The organism is Dyella acidisoli, assembly GCF_030160295.1.
Classification (GTDB): domain Bacteria; phylum Pseudomonadota; class Gammaproteobacteria; order Xanthomonadales; family Rhodanobacteraceae; genus Dyella_B; species Dyella_B acidisoli.
Genome location: NZ_BSOB01000046.1, coordinates 502,677 through 522,625, shown reverse-complemented (window position 1 = coordinate 522,625; position 19,949 = coordinate 502,677). Strand labels below are relative to the sequence as shown.

General features: G+C 58.7%; 9 protein-coding genes. 3 read left to right on the top strand and 6 right to left on the bottom strand.

Going from position 1 to position 19,949, the window contains the following annotated elements; genetic code table 11:
* Positions 1 to 98 precede the first annotated feature (98 nt).
* Entirely contained in the window at positions 99 to 2,183 is a 2,085-nt protein-coding gene (locus QQJ86_RS18655) for a M13 family metallopeptidase (RefSeq protein ID WP_284322464.1), read from the bottom strand.
* A 300-nt stretch (positions 2,184 to 2,483) separates the two neighbouring features.
* Entirely contained in the window at positions 2,484 to 5,831 is a 3,348-nt protein-coding gene (locus QQJ86_RS18650; protein WP_284322463.1) for a GH92 family glycosyl hydrolase, read from the bottom strand.
* Positions 5,832 to 6,077: 246 nt separating this feature from the next.
* On the opposite strand from QQJ86_RS18650, the gene QQJ86_RS18645 reads away from it, so the two are divergent.
* The 3 genes from QQJ86_RS18645 to QQJ86_RS18635 all read left to right on the top strand — a co-directional run bounded on the left by QQJ86_RS18645 (position 6,078) and on the right by QQJ86_RS18635 (position 10,718).
* Positions 6,078 to 7,544: a DHA2 family efflux MFS transporter permease subunit gene (locus QQJ86_RS18645; RefSeq protein WP_284322462.1), complete on the top strand. Its 1,467-nt coding sequence runs from the start codon at positions 6,078 to 6,080 to the stop codon at positions 7,542 to 7,544.
* A gap of 201 nt (positions 7,545 to 7,745) precedes the next feature.
* The gene (locus tag QQJ86_RS18640) at positions 7,746 to 9,911 is read left to right on the top strand and encodes a hypothetical protein (protein WP_284322461.1); all 2,166 of its coding nucleotides are present in this window, start codon (positions 7,746 to 7,748) and stop codon (positions 9,909 to 9,911) included.
* A gap of 39 nt (positions 9,912 to 9,950) precedes the next feature.
* Positions 9,951 to 10,718, top strand: a complete 768-nt coding sequence (locus QQJ86_RS18635; RefSeq protein WP_284322460.1) for an FkbM family methyltransferase — start codon at positions 9,951 to 9,953, stop codon at positions 10,716 to 10,718.
* Between the two features lie 182 nt (positions 10,719 to 10,900).
* On the opposite strand, the gene QQJ86_RS18630 is transcribed toward QQJ86_RS18635, so the two are convergent.
* The 4 genes from QQJ86_RS18630 to QQJ86_RS18615 form a co-directional block, all read right to left on the bottom strand.
* Positions 10,901 to 14,614, bottom strand: coding sequence for a translocation/assembly module TamB domain-containing protein (locus QQJ86_RS18630; RefSeq protein ID WP_345782829.1), 3,714 nt, complete (start codon positions 14,612 to 14,614; stop codon positions 10,901 to 10,903).
* 68 nt (positions 14,615 to 14,682) lie between these two features.
* Positions 14,683 to 16,443 (bottom strand): autotransporter assembly complex protein TamA, encoded by a 1,761-nt coding sequence (locus tag QQJ86_RS18625; protein WP_284322458.1) that lies wholly within the window; start codon positions 16,441 to 16,443, stop codon positions 14,683 to 14,685.
* A gap of 180 nt (positions 16,444 to 16,623) precedes the next feature.
* On the bottom strand, positions 16,624 to 19,242 hold the full coding sequence (locus QQJ86_RS18620) for a glycosyltransferase (protein WP_284322457.1): 2,619 nt from the start codon (positions 19,240 to 19,242) through the stop codon (positions 16,624 to 16,626).
* A 154-nt stretch (positions 19,243 to 19,396) separates the two neighbouring features.
* Positions 19,397 to 19,864, bottom strand: coding sequence for a Dps family protein (locus tag QQJ86_RS18615; RefSeq protein ID WP_284322456.1), 468 nt, complete (start codon positions 19,862 to 19,864; stop codon positions 19,397 to 19,399).
* Positions 19,865 to 19,949 lie beyond the last annotated feature (85 nt).

Genomic DNA, 19,949 nt, shown 5'->3' with positions numbered 1-19,949 from the left:
TAGGCTTGCTGAAAATTCTTTGAGCGTATTGTTCCCGATTAAAAAAGCCGCACTCCAAGGAGTGCGGCTTTTTTCTGTTTTTCTGCTTGTTTTGATGCTTACCAGATTTTTACGCGATCGTCCGGCGCGAGATAAAGCTTCTCGCCTGATTTCACGTTGAAGGCGTCATACCAGCCGTCGATATTGCGCACGGTTAGCGCGCGGAATTCCGCCGGTGCGTGCACGTCGGTGGCAAGCCGTTGGCGCTGCGCTGCATCGCGAATCTTCGAGCGCCATGCTTGGCCGAAGGCCAGGAAGAAGCGTTGATCACCGCTGAGGCCGTCGATTACCGGCGCCGGCTTGCCGCCGAGCGAGGCGTGATAAGCCGCATACGACGCGGTGAGGCCGGAGACGTCTGCGATGTTCTCGCCCAGCGTCTGCTGACCGCTTACATGCAGGCCGGGTAGTGCTTCGTATTGGTCGTACTGCTTGACCAGTTTCTTCGTGGCAGCTTCGAAGTGCTCAGCGTCCGCAGGCGTCCACCAATTTTCCATCTTGCCTTGTGCATCGAAATCGGCGCCGGTGTTGTCGAAGCTGTGGCTGATTTCGTGACCGATGATTGCGCCGATCGAACCATAGTTGGCAGCGATATCGGCGTTCGGATCGAAGAATGGCGGTTGCAGGATGGCGGCCGGGAAGTTGAGCGCGTTCTGCAGCGGTAGATTGACCGCGTTGACTGTCTGCGGCGTCATCCACCATTCGCCTTTGTCCACCGGCTGGCTGAGCTTAGCGAGCTGGTGCTTGTATTCCTGCGCCACGGAGCGCTCGTGGTTACCGATCGGATCATCGGCGCTGATCTGAAGTGAGCTGTAATCGCGCCAGGTATCCGGATAGCCGACACTTACGCGCAGCGTGGCGATCTTCTCCTTGGCCTTCGCACGCGTGGCGGGTGTCATCCATGCCAGCGTATCGAGGCGTTGATCGAAGGCCGCCACGATGTTCTTCACCAGTTCTTCGATCTTTGCTTTGGACGAGGCAGGGAAGTAGCGCTTCACGTAGAGCTGGCCCACTGCGTCGCCAAGATCGGTGTTGGTTGCATTGACAGCACGTTTCCACCGCTCACGCTGCTTGGGGGTGCCTTGCAGCGTGGTGCCGTAGAACTGGAAGTTGAGGTCCGCATAGGCCTTCGGCAAAAGCGGCGCAGCCTGATCCAGGGCGTGATAACGCAGCAACTGCTTCCAGGTATCGATTGATTCGCTACCCACCAGCTTGGCGAGGCCTGTGATGCCGGATGGCTGCCATACGTCGATCTGTTTCTGACCATCCAGGCTTGCAGCCTTGAAATAGGCATCCCAGTTTAAGCCTGGCGCCTTTTGCGCAAAGTCACCCGCGTTCCACACGTTGTTGGCTTTATGCACGTCCTGGCTGTCGACCAGGCTTTCCTGCGCCTGCGCGATCTTGGTTTCCAGCGTAATGATGGCCTTTGCCTGCGCTTCGGCATCCGGTGTGCCGGCGAGCTTCAGCAACGAGGTCACGTATGTCTGGTACTTGGCGCGCGCTTCGACCATATCTTTGTCTTGCGAAAGGTAGTAATCGCGACTTGGCATCGCGATACCGCCTTGCAGCAGATAGGCCATGTTGCGCGAGGGATCTTCCAACCCTTGCGTCACGAACAGGCCGAACAAGTTCTCGGTCTGGAAGTTGGTGGCATTGATCGGGTCGACGTCGGCGCGCATCTGGCTGCCGAGCACGCTGGCGAGGTCATCACGCGTCTTGATCGCATCGATGAGCGCGAATTCCGACTTCAGCGGTGTGAGGCCGCGTTTTTCGATGTTGGCCTCATCCATGTAGGCGGCGTAGTAGTCGGCGATCTTGCGCTCGTTGGAGCCCGGCGCGGCATGACCTTGTGCAACGTTGCGAATCAGCGTGGACGTCTGCTTCTCGGCTAGTTGGAAAACTTGCAGGAAGGTCCCCGTGCTGGAGCGATCGGCCGGAATCTGCGTGGTCTTCACCCAGGTGCCGTTGGCGTAGTGGAAAAAGTCATCGCCGGGTTTCACGCCGTGATCGACGCCCTTTAAATCGATGCCAATATCCGGGTGACTGGATTTTGCCGTTGGCGCACCACCCACCGTGGCGGGCAAAGCGGCCATGGCCGTCGTGCTGCTCAAGATCGCGGCGGTGAGAATCCATCTGAATCGCTGCATGGCGATCACCTTTATATGTGAGGAACGAGTTCCCCAACATAGCCCGCTTTAGGCGGGCTTGTGAGCATGACTTTCGGGCTAGGTGCGTTCGCTTTTGCTTTGACGTGCGGGTAGCTGCATACCGTGCCGAAAACCAGTTCCCTCTGCCCTTCGGGGAGAGGGTTAGGGTGAGGGGTTAGGCATGCGGGGATTTTCGGTGCGTAAAAATTTTCTCTTGAATCTCGCGTGGAACTAACCATGTCGCGAGGTTCGCCCCCTCACCCCAGCCCTCTCCCCGGAGGGGAGAGGGAGTAACGCGCATCACCGCCCCAACAACGCAATCTCTGCCAACGCTTTCGGCGCGTCATTGTCGAACCGAATCCGGTAATACGCATAAGGTCCTGGCTGGTGAATGCCGAAAGCCCGCGTCTGTCGCGTCCACGGAAAATGTTCGTCCTTGCGCGTATCGAGCACCTTCCAATGTTTCCCATCATCGGAAGCTTCCAACGTCCAGTTCGACGGTGCCGGCGCTTGCTTGGCCGAGGTGAACGTATACATTGCTACCGCGCGCGGCTCGGGGAAATGCCAGCTCACGGCAGCCTGCGAACCGGGCAGCTGCACCTCGGTATCGCTGGTGTGATCAAACAAAGCATTGAGATTGGATAGGGCTGGATAGCCGCCAGGCTCGCCTTGGCCAGGTCCCACAAGATCATGCATGGGGGAGGGTTTGTCGCTGGTAGTCAGTGACGGCGGCAATGCCTGCTCTTCACTGCCCCAGTTGGAAGGCTTCGGCCCCATCACAAAATCCAACGTTGCGCCTTGCGCTAACAATTCGTGCGGCAAGGTCAGTTTGTTCCATGGCTGGCCGTTCACGCGCAGGCTTTGTACGTAACGATTTTCATCGCTCACGGATGGCGCATTGATCACGATGTGCTTGCCATTTTCCAGTGCGATGTCCATGTGCGGGAAATACGGTGCGCCGATCACGTACTCAGGCGTGCCCATGCGCAGCGGATAGAAACCGGCGGCACTGAACAGCCACCAGCCGGACATTTCACCGTTGTCCTCGTCGCCCAGGTAACCCTGGCCGATCTCGCTGCCCAGGTACAGACGTGATAGTACGTCGCGGACTTTATCCTGTGTCTTCCACGGCTCGCCCGCGTAGTCGTACATATAGATGATGTGATGCGATGGTTGATTGCTGTGGCCGTATTGGCCCATGCGCACGGCTTGTGCCTCAAACATCTCGTGGATCGGCTCGCCGTAGCCGCCGACGTGATAGATCCCGGGTGTGGTGAAGAATTGATCCAGCTTCGCGCCGAGTGCTTCGCGTCCGCCATACAGTGCAGCAAGGCCTGCGCCGTCCTGCGGTGCGTGGAAGGCCATGTTCCATGCGTTCGTTTCGGTGTAATCGTCACCCCAGCGCAGCGGGTCGAAGTTCTGCTTGGTGTAACGCCAGCGGCCTTGCGCATCGCGGGCTACGAAGAAGCCGATGTCAGGATTGAAAAGATTTACGTAATCCAGCGCGCGATCGTGGAAGTAGTCGGCATCTTCCGCATAGTGCGATTGATACGGATCGTGTTCGCCATGGTGCGTGGCCAGCGCGCTGGCAAGATTGCCGATCGCGAAATCAGCGATATAGCCGTCCATCGACCAGGAAAAACCTTCTTTGATCGCATAGTCTGTGTAGCCGTTGAAGATCGAGCGCTGCAAGCCTTTGCGGCCGATGCCTTGCAGCGGGCTCACCACGGTGGCGTCTTTCAAGGCAGCTTGATAGAACGACTGCACGTCGAAGTTGTGTACACCTTTCAGCCACGCGTCGGCGAAAGCGACGTCGGCGCTGGTGCCGACCATCAGGTCGGCATAACCGGGCGATGACCAACGCGCGATCCAGCCACCATCGCGGTATTCCTGCACGAAGCCATCGATCATCGTGCCGGCCTGTTGTGGCATCAACAGCGCATAAGCGGGCCATGCTGTGCGATAGGTATCCCAGAAGCCGTTGTTCACGAACACCTTGCCGTCGACGATGCGCGCACCCGTCTGCGTGGGCGTGTTCTCTTCGATAGCGGGTGAGAAGGGGCTTGCGTAGCGATAAACCGGAGCACTGGTTGTGCCGGTGTTCTCGTACGCAGAATTCGGGTACATGAACAGGCGATAGAGATTGGAATACAGCGTTACACGTTCATCGTGGCTGGCACCTTGTATCTGCACGATGCCAAGTTGTTCGTCCCACGTCTTTTTCGCGCGCTCGCGCACGTCGTCGAAGCTTTCCTGCGGTGTGATTTCCAGTTCCAGGTTGTGCTTGGCCTGCTCAAGGCTGAGCAGTGACGTGGCCATGCGTACATTCACCGTTTTTGTTTTCGACGTGTCGAAGCCGAACCATGCTGCGACGTGATCGCGGCCTTCGCCTGTGAGCTGCCCGCTTTCGGCGACCGGTTGATCGACCACGGCGTAGAAGAACAGGCGTGTCGCGCCCGTCGAAAGTTTGCTCTTGACGTCGGAATAACCGCTGAAACTGCGATGTGCGGCATCGAGCGTGATGCCACCCTGATCCGTGCGATTGTCGAATACGAGTTGGCCTCGCTTGCTCGGGAAAGTGAAGCGGAACATCGCGGCATGATCAGTCGGTGTGATTTCGCCGATGATGCCGTTGTCGAATGCCACCTTGTAGTAGTGCGCGTGAGCTACTTCGTTCGCATGGCTGAAGCTCAATGCGCGCTTCTCGCGATTGGCGGTGGGTGCGCCGCTGGCAGCTGCCGCGGGCATGAGCTGGAACGTCTGCCGATCGCCCATCCACGGGCTGGGCTCATGCGAGAGCGAGAATGCTTCGATGCGCGGACGATTGTCGGCGTCGTTACGCTGCTGATACTGGTACATCCAATCCGAGCTGGCGTCGGTTACGGGTGCCCAGAAATTGAAGCCGTGCGGCAACGTGACAGCCGGGACGTTGTTGCCGCGCGAGAACGTGAAGCCGGAATTCGTACCACGCAGGATGTTCACGTAGTCACTCGGCCGATCATTTGTGGCGGGCGCTGGTGCTGGACCGATGCGCAGATCGTCAAGATAACCTTCGATCTTTCCGGCTGGGCCGTCATGCGACAGCACGATATGACGAACACGGCGCCCGGCGGCTACCTTGCCCAGGTCGATCGTCAGCTTGTTCCATTGGTTTACATAAACCGTGCGGCTGGTGCCGAGCGCGTGAGCGTTTGCAGGAATGCGATGCTGATCCTGTGCTTGGCTGGCAGAAAGACGCGTGCCGTCGTCGAACACCAGATCGACGGCAACATAGGTAGAAGGATCGGCCAGATCGCCTTTGCTGATGCAGGGGAACAACAGATACGACAGTTGCGTGTCTGCTTGCACCTGCAGATCCACATCGAACAGGGCGGCTTCTTGCTTGCCGCCAGAGTGACCTTCGTAGTGCAGCGAATGCAGGCCAGTGAAGCCGACACCGGGTTTGGCGGTATAGGCATTTTCGGCAGAAGGGCCACCATCGATCTCAATGCTGAAAGCAGCGCTGGCTGCACTGGTTGGCGGTGCCGGCTCGCCCGCTTCGAAGGAGGTATAGAAGCTCCCATGTTCATCTGCGCTGATGATGGTGGTGCAGAAGGCGAGCGCAAGGAAGAGCAGTGTCTGCCGAGAGCGAGCAGTGAAACCGGGCATTAGATGACCCCTGTAGATTGCGTACGAGTGATGAAGCTACGCCAAGGCCGAATTTGATCGATCTAAATCACGCGTGTCAAACCGCGGCGCAGCATGCGCCCGGAGCAGGCGGCCTCATGCTGGAATCGCTGCGTCACACGATAAGTGCGGGCCGCCAACGGTGCGAGAGTGATATCTTGCGATGTCGATTTCAGGATGGCTCGTTCGACGTACCCAAAAGAGCACATCCGCATTCAAAGGCATCTCATGACGCATTCGCCGGCCGCACATCATTCTCATATCTCCATGCATCCCGATCGACGCTGGCTGGCCTTGATCGTGCTTTGCTTGGGTGTGTTGATGATCGTGCTCGATACCACGATCGTTAACGTGGCTTTGCCTTCGATCAAAGTGGATCTGAAGTTCGGCGACATCACGCTTGCCTGGGTGGTGAACGCCTATTTGCTCACCTACGGTGGTTTTCTGTTGTTGGGCGGCAGGTTGGGCGATCTCTACGGGCATCGACGCCTGTTCCTGATCGGTATCGCTGCGTTCACGCTGGCTTCGCTCGCCTGCGGGCTTTCCACCACGCAGATCGCGCTGGTCGTCGCGCGCGCCATACAGGGCTTGGGTGGTGCGGTGGTGACGGCGGTGGCGTTGTCGCTGATCATGGATTTGTTTACGGATCCGCAGGATCGCGCCAAGGCCATGGGTGTGTACGGTTTCGTGTGCGCAGGCGGTGGCAGTCTTGGCGCCATGCTCGGCGGCGTGCTCACCAGCAGCTTGAGCTGGCACTGGGTGTTTCTGGTGAATCTTCCGATCGGTATTGGCGTGGTGGTAGCTTCGCTGCGCTTGCTGCCGGCAGCGACGGGAACGGCAGCATCCAAACATTTGGACGTGTGGGGTGCGATCACGGTGACCACCGCGTTGATGCTGGCGGTGTATGCCATCGTCAACGGCAATCAAGTTGGCTGGCTTTCGTCGAGAACGGTGGGGCAGTTGGCGATTGCAGTCGCTTTGTTGGTGGTGTTCCTGTGGTTGGAAGCGCGCGTGCACGTGCCGCTGATGCCATTACGTCTGTTTCGGCTGCGCAATCTGGTGGTGTCCAACGTCGTGGGCGTGCTTTGGGCGGCGGCGATGTTTGCCTGGTTTTTTCTTTCCGCGTTGTATATGCAGCTCGTGCTCGGCTACGGGCCGATGGAAGTGGGTCTCGCTTTCCTGCCTGCCAACTTGATCATGGCGGTGTTTTCGCTTGGGCTGTCTGCGAAGCTGGTGATGCGTTTCGGTATCCGTCGTCCGTTGGTGGTCGGTCTCGCCATGGCGGCGTGTGGTTTGTTGTTGTTTGCGAATGCGCCGGAGCATGGCCACTTCTTGCGTGACATTTTGCCGGGCATGGTTCTGCTGGGTATCGGCGCTGGCGTTGCATTCAATCCTGTTTTGCTGGCGGCGATGAACGACGTAGGGCCATCCGAATCGGGATTGGCCTCAGGCGTTGTGAACACGGCATTCATGATGGGTGGTTCACTGGGTCTGGCTGTGCTGGCGAGTTTGGCAGCGGCCCGTACGCAGGGTGTGACAGCGGCAGGTGGCATGGACACGCTGGCGCTGACGTCGGGCTATCAGTTGGCCTTTTTGGTAGGAGCGTGTTTCGCCGCGCTGGGGGCTGTGGCGGGTGCTGTGTTTTTGCGCACATCGCAAGCGGCGGCGGGAGAGCAAGCGACGGCTGTGCACTGAAGGATTAGATCGCAACACCATTCTTCACGAGTTGCTTGCTTCGAATCTGAAGTAGAAGGCCAGGCGGCCGTAGTTTCGTATTTCTCCTATCCCGTCGATCTTTGGATCACGGAACAATCCTACTGTCGAGAACACGAGCGACGCTGCGTGCAATGTCGTTCGTCGTGACTTGTAATCAAGTAGATTTCCCGGGGAAGCGTGATGATGACTTCGGAAGACAATGCTGATCGCATGTTGGCCAAGGTCGCTGCGTTTCCGTTTCGTATCGGACATCGCTACGTATGCTGTGTCAGCATTCTTACGCTGCTGGTGGGGCTGGTTGCATGCAGTTACCGCGCGCCGGACAAGACGAAGTTGTATGCAAAAACTGCTGTCTCCGAATCGCTCGCGATAACTGCGGCTAAGGCGCAAGTCGGCCTGAAGTCCGAAAACGACTCGCCGCTCGATACAGCAGCTGTGTCTGCGTCACCATCGACGGAACTGGCGCAAGTGAACGCATCCCTCGGTGCGTACACGACACCCCGTGGACGCAACAGCAAGCAAGCAGTAGCAGCGATTGATCGCGTCGTGGGTGATGTTTCGGTAACGCTGTCATCAGCGTCGGCTATCGACGTTGCGCCCCTTACCGGGGCGAGCGAAGTGGATACCAGCAACGCACCGTTGCCATCCATTGTCAGGCCTGCCAACGAAAGGTCAGGATCCGATTTTCCATGGTTTTGGCTGCTTGCGGCACTCGCCTTGATCGCGATGATATGGACTGGCTCGGCACACTATCGCCGGCGGCGTGTCGAAACGCTTGGCAAAACTTGTAGTGAAGCGACTGATGTGGCTGTGCAATCGGTGCAGACATCACCACAACCAAATAGCGAAAGATCATCTGAGGATGCAACGCCAGTACGGTTTGAAGCTGTAACGGCCTCAGAGACCCCGCATGTTGAAACCGGTCGTATCGATTTTTCGTGGCTGGAATGGTCGTATCAGGCACTCGATTACGAAGGATATGAGCATTGGGACGCTGCGGCGCCGATCGACTTTCTCCCCGCTTCCCTGTCTGCGTATATTGCGCAAGCGACTCCGGAGGCAGACGAGTTGCCTTTGGAATCCGTAGGCGGAGAAGAGGTGCGGTTCGTCGAAGAAAATGAAAATGTCTCAGTGCGTGCCTCCAGAGACAATCCGCTGTCCGAACTGTTCGATCAGTTGGAAGCCATTGCAATACCGGATGGTGAAGATATTCCCGCGCTCCTTATCGAGCGCGACAGCACACTGCCTAACGTGATGGGCATGAGCAGCGAGCCGGCACAGAGCTTCATTCTGGAGGCATGGGAACGTTTGCTGCGGCAAACCATTCCCGATACAGAAACACTGACGTTGCCGTGGCTACTCGTCAGCACGCTATTGTTGCGAGCGGACAATGCGAACCATCGCGAAGCCGAATCGCTCTATGAAGAAGCGAGGAAGTGGATCGATCTGGGCATGGCTTCCGATGTGGAGAGGCCTGCAACATGGCTCGCGCGCCACATCGATATCGATCTCCGCCGCGCGAAGCGCCAGAAGGGTGCTTCGCGCCTGCTTTCGCTGCGCGGTATGCAGTCGCGCTATGCGGAAGATTTGGCGGGTGGCGAGCCGACCATATTGCTTGTCTGGATCGATGCACTCATTTTCTTGGCCGAGTGCCAGTTCGGTGACGTGGCACTCGCAAAGTACAGTGAGGCTGAGGCGATATGTGTGCACCTTTGCGAGCTTCCAGCGAGCGCTGATGTCGCACAGCGGCGTCGTGCCGACATTCTTCGGCAGCGTGCCGCGATTGAGGAAGGTGGTGCGCGCCTGAAGAGTCTGGATACCGCGCAAACGTTGCTCGATCTGCTTTACAAACGCGTCCCTAGTGGCGATAACGCGCTTGCAGTCGCGCTTACCGCACTCGCCCGAGGCAACGTACTACCGCCCGAGCAGGCCAAAGAAGCGTATTCCCATGCATTGATGCACGCGTTCATGGCCGAGGGTGAGCTGCATCTTCGCTCCGAAAGCCTGCAATGCCGGCTTGCCGTGCAATGGGCTTACGAGAACCTGCCGGGCATGTCGGTGCAAAGCAATGTCGCTATCGGTTTGAGCACCCGCTTGGAAGCCCTGCACGTGCAGCACCCGGAAACGGTGCTACGTATGGCACAGATTTATTTGCGAAACGCCGATTTCGCCCGCGCCTCCGAACTTTGCGAAAAAGCCTGGCGCAACGGCCGGGCGACGCCAACGCTGCTCGCTACCTGGCAGGAAGCCTGCCGGCAGTGGGGCAGCGCTTCCACTCAGCCAGAGCAGCTAATCGCGCAGCAACAGGCGACGCGGCAACTCAGCATCGCGAGCGCCATGCGTTAGCAAGAACCCCTATTCATTTCATACTCAAGAGGTTTGATCATGAACACGCAAAAGAAAGCCAATGCATCGGAATCCTCATCACGCTTGTGGTCGACGCGCTACGGCATGATGACAGGTGTTCCCGTCAAAGGCTCGGTGGCTCGCTCGTTGCAGCGTTACGGCGAATGGTCGGAACAAGAGCTCAACCTGCTTAGCGGGTTGATCCAGGACGGGCAGAGCGTGCTGGAATTCGGTGGTGAATACGGTGCGCACACGCTCTGGTTCGCCCGGGCGGTGGGCGAAAAGGGCAAGGTATATGTCGCTGAACCGCGCCGTCTACCGTTCCAGCAGCTTTGTGCAAACGTCGCCATCAATCAGCTCACGAACGTGTATACGCATTCTCATTGGCTGGCTCGCTCGGATGCACAGCTTGTGCTGTCGTCGCTGCCCGGTGGTGTCGTGCCGGATGGCGAGGAGGATGAAATGGTCAATGTCGTCACGCTCGACAGCCTCAATCTGGATAGCCTGGATCTGCTCAAGATCAATCTGTCGGGCAGCCTGATCGATCTGCTATTGGGCGCTGCGGAAACGATTCGCAAGCATCGCCCGATCATTTACTACCGTCTTTCCGGTATCGAGCAGGTCGAAGCAGAAGTGCAGGCGATCAAGGATCTCGGTTACCGTTGCTGGTCGCATACGCCGTACCTCTACAATGCGGACAATCACGCGAGCGAGAGTGTGAATATTTTTCCCGGCTGCGTGCAGCAGAACGTGATTGCATCTCCGGTGGAGAGCCGTTTCGAACTGGAGCAGCGTTACGAGTTGTAAAACGGTAAGTTGCGATGAAAGCCACTCATACCTCACGGCCGTCATTCCCGCGAAAGCGGGAATCCATTGTGCTCTGATGCATCTTTGAACATGGATTCCCGCGTTCGCGGGAATGACGACCATGAGGGAATGTGTACTCTTATGCAACCTAAGATGGTCACCCCTTCCTAACCTAATAGAGGCTACTTCTCGATACGGTAGTTGACGCTGGCTCGATTGAAATCGGTGGCGTTCTGCGCTTCAAAGCTCCAGCGTCGGCTGAGCCGATAGCGAAGGGTGATGACCTGGCCAGGCTCGAACAATCCGATGCCGTAGCTCAGATAGAGCCGCGGCGAAAGATATTTGCCAACCGTGAAAGCAGAATTGCCGTTCAAGGCGTCGCTGCTGCTTACGCCGATATCTTCGATGCCGAGCTTGCTGCCGATGCTTTTGGCGAGCAGATTCCCGGTCGCCGAGCCGAGTGCCTGCGCTGCCGCGTTCACCATATTACTTTCACCGCCGCTGCTCACTTGCGATAGCGGCTTGCCAGTGATCATGTAGGAAAGCGCGTCGGACTGATCCATCACCGGGTTTGAGAATACGGTAAGGACGGGGCGTTTTGCGGTACCCGTGATCTGAAGACCCACTTGCTGGCCTTCGTTGATAGTGGCGTTAGGCTGCAGATTGCGGATCGCCTTGATGTTGAGGCCTGGGTTGTCGATCGGCGTGCTGGCGAACAGCAATTGGCCTTGCTGGATCTGCAGCTTCTGCCCGTACGCCTTGTACGTGCCAGTGACCGTGACCTGCCCTTGACCGGTGGTGGCCCGGCCTGGACGTTCCTCGACGGTAAGTACACCTCCCAATCGCCCATCCAATCCCATGCCGATCAAATGCGCGCGCTGGCCGAGATCCACCTTGATCGATGCGTTGATGGGCGTGGCCCCACTATTTGCCGCCGGTTGAGGCTCATCCACGACCACGACATCTGGCGATGCCTTGTTGACGCCGCTGCCTGGCAATTTGTCGAGATTCACATCGGCGCTGTCCAGACGTACGGAGCCTGTGGCCTGAAGACCTTGTGTGTCGTGGCGAACCTGCAGATCCGGCGTAAGCACGACTTTCGCCGCTGGAATGTCGATGACCGTGACTTCGTTACCCTTGAGCGTAATCGTCGTGGGTGTTTGCGCATCGAGCCCTGCCGTGCCGCTGATGGCAAGCGCGCCTTTGCCGGATTGCACGCTGCCATCGATGCGAAGCTCCCGCGCGTCGGTGGTGGTCGCTACCAGACGTCCATCGGTGAACTTCAAGCCTGCGTCGGGTATTTCGGCGGCGAAGCCGTCAATGCCTGCCTGGCCGGTGATAGCCGGTTCTGCGACGGTGCCGCCGAGTTTGAAGTCACCATTTATACGGCCTTTGACGTTGGCCAGCGTATCGGTGAACAAGCTCATGAAGGCCAGGTCGTCCAGATGCAGGCTAACTTGGCCATTGAGTACCTGTTGTAATCCCGTGATAGCAACTTGCCCATCCATACGTCCATTGCCGTTGAGCGCTGCATACACAGTCGCGTGCTGGTTGCCAGGCGACAGCTCAGCATTCAAGGCGAGATCCTTGTAGGTGAGCAACGGCTGATCAGGATGTTCGTTGTAGGTAATGCGACCTTGCGATGAGGTGATCGACGCATTACCGGTGAGTGCGCCAGCGCTGGTGCGCCGAATTTTTCCACTACCTTCCAGCAGGCCGTCGGCGCTCACCGGCATGTTGGTGACACCGGCTGCATCGACCACCAATGTCAGCGGTACGGCGTGCAGGCGATAACCGGCATCGAGGTTGCTGGCTTTATCCAGCTTGCCGTTGACACAAAGTAAGGGCTCGCCCGCCGTCAGGCATAAATCGCCAATGCTCGCGTTACCGTCGTTCCAACCTAGCTGCGTCGCTTGTTGCTGATGCCAGCGTGGCATGCCTTGCACGTCCAGCGTGAGCGAGGAAAGCGTGCCGTTCCAGTTCTGTGCCTTCAACGAGCCACTAAGTGCAAGCGAGATGGACAGTGGTTGGCCTTGCGCGTCAAGCGACAACTGATGCTGCGCTGACGTGCCTTGACCATTGAGGTGAATCTGCTTGAAGGCAAGGCCGCTGATAGTGGCGCCCGCTGCATCCAGCTCCAGCTTGCCGCCTGGATGGCTGATATCCGGCACGTCTGCCTGCAACTGCAAGCTATGGACGCTTTGCTTGTCCCAGCCTACCGATTGACCTTGCAGCGTGCCGTTGACGGCCAGTGCAGGATAGTTGCCGCGTACGCGGAACTGGCCATTCAGCGCACCGGTGGCTTGCGGCAGCCAGTCGTTCAACGATGCGATGGCCAGGGTGACGTTCGCGTTGTTGCTGCTGCCCGGTTGCGCGAGCAGTTTGATGCTGCTGCTGCCGGACGCAAGTTCCAGCGTGCCATCCACTACGTGGTTGGGCGATACATGCAGCCGCCCTGTGCCGCGCAGATGGCGTTGGCGCAACTGACCATCCAATTTGCGCAGGTCGAGCGTGACGTCAGGCTGTTTTTGCGCAAACTTGCCTTGTGTGGCGAGATCAGCGTCGAGCGATCCCTGCCAGCCAACAAACAGCTGGCCTGGATCGAATTTGTTCGCGGTTGCCTGCAATTGCCAGGCGAGATCGGGCTGCCATGTCAGCGAACCGTTCGCGCTGAATTGACCCTGCGGCTGCAGAAGGCTCAACGTATGCAATTGGATCTGCTGCGGTGTGCCGTCCAGGTTCAAGGCGAGCTTGGCCGGTTTGCCGGGTGGACCAATCGTCACTTCACCTTCGGCGTGATAGGCATCTGCGCTGCCTTTGGCGGCGAGATGTCCCTGGCTATCGAGGATCTGGCCAACCAGGTCGGCAGGCAATTCGAGATTCTTCCAATCGACGATCAGATCCGCACGGGTCGGATGAGCATCGAGATGGATCGTGCCGGCGGCACTCAATTGACCTTTGATCTGCGGTGAAGCCAGTTGCAACTGCTGCAAGGTGAATGTCTTGAAATCCTTGTCGATGCTCGCCTGCAATGGCTGCAGAAGCACGCGGTAGTCGTTGAGATCGAGCTGACCAGTCAGCGTGCCGCCTTGCTGGTTTCCGCTGCCTTGCAGGCTTACGCCAAGACGTGTCAGCGAACTGCTGCCCAGTAGAGGTTTGGGATTGAAGGCAGGCGCATCGAGTTTGGCTGTCCATGCATTGTTGTTGCGTTGATCCACATCAAGCTGCAGCTGCGCGCTCGTCGGTTGCGTCAAGGCCAACTGCAATTGCGCGTTGCGGCCATCACCCTGTGCATTGAGCGTGCCGATGTACTCGACCTCATTCACTTTCCACGCGATCTCGGCGTGACCTTTGCCTCGATAGCGCCGGCCGACGCCGAGCTTGCCATTGAGGTCGACGTGTCCATCCGGTGCACGCAGTGTCAACGTGCTCACATCGATGCCGCTATTGGCCCAGCGACCAGAGATATCGAGCTGGTCGGAAGCAAATAGAGGTTTGCCTTGCTCGGTGATGGTCACAGGACCAACGTGCGCGCGATCCAGCAACATCTCGATCGGCGGTTTGAGCGAAAAATTGCTGGAAGAAGAGGAAGGTTCTTGTGAAGCCGGAAGCGCCACATCCACGTGCTCTACACGAAGGTCGATGATGTGGAGCTGCTTATAGAGCAGGGCGGCAAGATTCCAATTCAGGTGCGTGCGTGTGATAACGACGTCAGTGCCCTTGCCGTCGTCATAACGCAGCAGCGCGATGTCGATCGGGCCGATCAGCCGACCTTCTGCTTGCTGCACCTGTAACGCGCCATGCGTGAAACCTTGTGCTTGCGCCAGCGCAAAGCGCAAACCTGAGCCGGTACAAAGCAGCCAGAACAGGCTGCTGGCCAGCAGAACGAAAAACACGAGTAACGCAATGCCAATAGCGCGAAGCCAACGGCGGCGAGGACGGGGAGCGGGCTGTGTCGTGTTCATCACAAGTCGGGTCCGATCACCAAGTGCAACTCCACGCCACGGTGCTGTGCATCGTTGATCGGCGTGCCTACATCCAAGCGGATCATGCCCACCGGTGAACGCCAGCGTACACCGATGCCCGTGCCGATCTTGGGATGAACATTGGTGCCGTTGAAGGCATTGCCGGCGTCGACAAAGGTGGCGATGCCCCAGCGCGGCGTGAAGTAGTGCTCCACCGTGGCGCTGGCGATGGCCAAGCTATTGCCGCCGATCACGCGGCCGTAGCCGTTTTGTGGGCCAACAGCCTGATAGGTATAACCGCGAATGGATTGATCGCCGCCGGCGAAAAAGCGCAGCTGCGGCGGCAAGGCCTGGAAGTCGCTGGTCCACACGTGGCCGACATCGCCGCGCAGGATCAATCGGTTGGTGCGCCAGAACGAGCGGATCCATTTGCCGCTGGCTGTGATCTCGCTGAAGCGCGCGGTGGAGAACAGATCGCTTGCCGTGCTGCGCACATCGAAGTTCAGCGACCAACCGCGACGGACGAAGTCGAGATTGTCCGCCACCTTGCGACTCAACGAGCCCTCCGCATAGATGAGCGTGCTGCGGCCATGCTCCACCCCGGGCGTGCTTTCCGGTTCATCAGGGCGCTTGCCGACGCTGAAAGTGCCGGTGAGGGCATGTACGCCCACGGTGCGCACCCATTCATGCCACAGCTCGCTTTCGTTGGCGACGAATTCAAGCGTGCGCGATTGTGAGGTGACGGTGTTCGCGTCGCGATAGTTGACGCCGAAGTTCAAGCTGCGCTGGTTGTCGCCCGTCAATGGAATGGTGTACTGGCTGGACACCGTCTTCAGCCGCTGCGCCAGCACGATGTCGTTCGTCCATTTATGGCCGTAGCGGTTTATCCAGCGGTATCCCACGCCACCGCGCACACCGACGCCCGTATCGGTTCCCACGAACAAACCCGCGCTGTAGATCCTGCGCTTGGCGGGGGCCAACTGCACATGGATGTCGACGACGCCATCCTTTGCCTTGTCGACCTCCGGGATCACGTTGACAGCGGAGAAGTAGTCGGCGCCGTTCAACGCCTGCTGCAAGGTGAGCAGTTGGTTCTGGTCGAAATAGTCGCCGGGCTTGAACGGGACGTAGCGATCGAGAAACGGCGGCTGGAACTGCGAACCTTCGAAACTGACCTCACCATAGCGATAGCGACGACCCACATCCCACGCCAGATGGATGGCCGCACTATGTTCGCCACGATTCACCTCCACGCGACGTAGAGTGAGCTTGGCGTCGAGATAGCCGTTAGCAGTCAGTGCATTGTTCAAGGCATCGCGCGCGGAATCGTAGGCTGCGTCATCCAGCTGTTGGCCCTTGAGTTTTTCCACGCCGCGTTTTGCCGAGCGGATCGGCTTCAGGGCAGCGGCAGCGGAATCGAGCTGGATATCGACGGATGTAACCTTGACCGGATCGCCCGGTACAACGTGCAAACTGATGCGCCAATCCTTGCCGACGTGCTCGAGTTTTCCGGTGGCGTGCGCATCGTAGTAGCCGTACGGCCGCAACGCATTGCCGACCTCACTATCGGCGCGTTCGTAGAGACGATGGATTTGCGCCTCGCTCACGTCGCGCGAAGCGTACTGGGAAAGACTCACGCCTGCGATGACGGCTGTCTTGAGCGGATCGTCCACGCCATCCACGACAAGCTGCACCCCGGCGTGGCTCAACGCGGGAACAAGTAGCAGCGGGAGCAGGCTCAGATAGCGAATCCGGCGCATGCGTTAGGGTTCCATCCTTAGCGGGGTATCGCAAGTGAAGCAGCTTAGCGAGCCGGGTGTGCATCGCGCATTAAGGCTGTTCCTAATTTCGCGATGCCACATGCGCCGTTGTCCGTACGCTGGGATGGCAATCCCAGCACTCAGCATCCATAAGCTGGGATTGTCATCCCAGCCTACAAATCAACCTGCTTTATCGCCGGATCGGTGCGCAATCCACGCACCGATCAGCGCAGAAATATACGGAATCGCCTGCGCGGACAGGATGAACATCCACAACTGCCCTTCGGTGAAGTGCGCCGCCGTACTCTTTGCCATGCCGATGATGCACAGCGTGAGCGCGAGGAACATCAGCATTTCTTCACGCACCGGCGCGAACGCAGCGAAGTTGCTGCCACCCAGGCGCCGGCTTTTGGCGGTCACCACGAACGAGGTCTTCTCCCGTGTAAGGCCATGCAAAATGCCACGTGCAATCGCGTGACTCAGGCTCATGCTGGCGAGCGAGGCCATGATGGTGTCGTACCAGCTACAGGGCACCCGCGCGCGATACAGCACGACGCCGAAGATCGCCTTGGCGAAGAAGAAGCCGATGATCGGAATCAGGAACAGCTGCATTGGCAGGCTGAAAATCTGTGGCAGGCCGACCATGCCAGCCGTCCAGAAGATCGCCATCAGCGTGAAGAGCAGGTGCAATGCATCGGCGAACCAGCTGAACCAGCCGGTGAGGAAGTGGAAGCGCTGGCCGCTGCTGAGTGGACCTTTCTTGGTCATCCAGCTCCAGCGGCCCTTCAGGATCTGCATCGCGCCGAATGCCCAGCGATAGCGCTGGCTCTTGTACGCCTTGAAGTCGGCGGGGGTGAGGCCCTTGCCCATCAGCTCATCGACATAGACCAGCTCGTAGCCGGCATGCATCAGGCGCAGGCCAAGCTCGGCATCTTCGCAGATCGTCCATTCCGACCAGCCGCCGGTGCCTTCCAGCGCAGAGCGGCGCACCATCGTCATGGTGCCGTGCTGGATGATGGCGTTGCGCTCGTTGCGATGATGCATGCCGATACGGAAGAAGCCGTCGTATTCCCAGGCGGTCATGCGGCGGAACGGGTTGTGTTCGAAGTCGCGGTGCGCCTGCGGGCACTGCACCACCGCTACCTTCGGATCGTGGAAGTAGCCGGTAAGTGCTTTCAGCCAGTCCGCACGCACCACGTAGTCGGCGTCGATGACAGCCACCACGTCGGCACGCGGACTGGTTTCCTTCAAGCCGAAGTTCAGCGCGCCGGCCTTGAAGCCAGGCCACGGCTCCAAATGGAAGAAGCGGAACTTGGGTCCCAGCTTCTCGCAGTATTCCTGCACGGGCTTCCAGATTGCTGGATCTTTCGTGTTGTTGTCGATCACCAACACTTCGAAGTTTTCGTACTCCAGCGCGGCGAGCGAATCGAGCGTGATGATCACCATCTCCGGCGGCTCGTTGTAGCAGGCCAGGTGGATGGAGACGAACGGCTGCTTCTCAGCCGGATCAGGCGGCAGCAGGTCTGCGTGACGGATCCATTTGCGCCGCCACAGCACTTCGGTGAATTCGAAACCGTTGATCAGCAGGATCGCCAGGATCGCCACCTGCGCCGGGAACAGCAGCACCAACATGCTCCAGTCCACCCAGCTCAGGTAGAAATTGAACGGCAGCGTCACCGACCACACGATCAGGCCGCAGGCGAGCTGGATCAGTACGTCGAAGAACAACCGACCCGTCAGCTTGAAGCGGCTGAAGCGGATGCCGAACCAGATCATCGGCGCAATCGCCAGCAAGCTCGCCGCCAGCGCCTTCCACGGCCAGCCGGTGTCTTCGGTTACTGGGCCGATGAAGGGGAACTTCGGCTGGCGATCGGCATTGAACACGCCCCAGTAGGAACCGGTGCGGCCTTCGCCCAGACCTTCCTTCCACGGCTGGTCGAAGGCTTCAAACAAGTAGTAGTCGACGTTGTTGTGCTTGGCCCAGATCAGCCACTGGCGGTCAAAGATGGCTTCGTTGGAGATGGACGGATAAGCGCGTTCGCGGCGATCGCCATTGGAGGGCCAGCCCACTTCGCCCACCACTACGTGCTTGTTGGGGAAGCGCTCCTTGATGGCGTTGTAGGCGCCTTCGGCGGCATGGACCGCCACCGAATATCGTTCGTCGCTCGACACCGGCAGGCCGTTCCAGAACGGGAACAGGTGGATGGTGATGTAATCCACGTGATCGGCCAGTTCCGGATACTTCAGCCAGATGTAATCCGGCTCCGCGATCGACACCGGCTGGCGGATATGCGCACGCGCCCGATCCAGGTACGTGATCATTTTGTCGACGGGCAGATCGTTGCGGAACAGCACTTCGTTGCCTATCAGCACACGTTCGATCGTGTCCGGATAGCGTCGCGACACCGCGATCAGCGTTTCCAGTTCCTTTTCGTTGTTCTCCAGCCGGGTGTCGATTTGCGCACTGGCCATCACCTTCAACCCTTCTTTTTGGGCCAGGCGGTAGACCTGCGGATTCTCCTGCATGGAGTACGTACGAATGCGGCCGGTGTACTGGCGCAGGAGCTTCAGGTCGCTGTCGATCTCATCGTCGCTGGGGAAGCTTTGGTTGAACGGGTTCTGGTAGCGCTGGAATAGCGATACGGCGAATCCGTTGATCTGCCCGTGCCAATCCTCGGGACCGTGCGGGCGGTTGCCCCACCACCACAGGCCGATGTTCAACGCGGCGACCACGAGTGCCAAGAAGATGGCAGAGATGATCGATGGCCCGGATTTGGGTTGGGTGGATGTGGCGCTCAAGAAAGTCCCCGCAAGTCACCTCTCACGAGGCGCGTTAATCTCGTGGAGCTTAACCAATTCGCGGCGGGGGGCTCAATAAATTGCGAGTGGAGTGGTCAGCGCAAGGTCAGGGCTTTCCCTCTCTCCCCCCTTTGGAGAGAGAGGGGATAGAGGTTTACTTCAGCAACGAACGCAGCATCCAGGCGGTCTTCTCGTGCGCCTTGAGTCGCCCGGTGGCCATGTCCACGGTGCCTTCATCACCGGCCGCATCGGCGGCCTTGATCACCTCGCGCGCGGTGGAGGCGGCGATTTCGTGGCCGGTGACGAGCTGCTCCACCATCTCCTTCCAGTCCGGCACCCCTGCTTCTTCCTTGATGGTGGTGAGCTTGCCGAACTGGCTGTAGGAACCGGGTGCGAACACGTCGAGCGTTCGGATGCGCTCGGCCACTTCATCGGCGGCCAGCCACAGTTCGTTGTATTGGGTTTCGAACATGGTGTGCAGGCTGTTGAAATGCGGGCCGGTCACATTCCAGTGGAAACTGTGGGTTTTCAAGTACAACGAGTACGTATCGGCCAGCAGTTTGGACAACTGCTTGGCGATGGCTTCACGGTCTTTCTTGGCAATGCCGATGCTGGTGGCCATGCGTGTGTTCCCGATCTTATGAGTCTGGATACTGAGCTTAACCGTGCCCCGGAAACGGGGGAAATGAATAAAGCAGATGCCGGCG

Coding starts and splice junctions, on each gene's coding strand:
- QQJ86_RS18655 (WP_284322464.1), bottom strand. CDS start 2,183: ATGCAGCGATTCAGATGGATTCTCACCGCCGCGATCTTGAGCAGCACG.
- QQJ86_RS18650 (WP_284322463.1), bottom strand. CDS start 5,831: ATGCCCGGTTTCACTGCTCGCTCTCGGCAGACACTGCTCTTCCTTGCG.
- QQJ86_RS18645 (WP_284322462.1), top strand. CDS start 6,078: ATGACGCATTCGCCGGCCGCACATCATTCTCATATCTCCATGCATCCC.
- QQJ86_RS18640 (WP_284322461.1), top strand. CDS start 7,746: ATGATGACTTCGGAAGACAATGCTGATCGCATGTTGGCCAAGGTCGCT.
- QQJ86_RS18635 (WP_284322460.1), top strand. CDS start 9,951: ATGAACACGCAAAAGAAAGCCAATGCATCGGAATCCTCATCACGCTTG.
- QQJ86_RS18625 (WP_284322458.1), bottom strand. CDS start 16,443: ATGCGCCGGATTCGCTATCTGAGCCTGCTCCCGCTGCTACTTGTTCCC.
- QQJ86_RS18615 (WP_284322456.1), bottom strand. CDS start 19,864: ATGGCCACCAGCATCGGCATTGCCAAGAAAGACCGTGAAGCCATCGCC.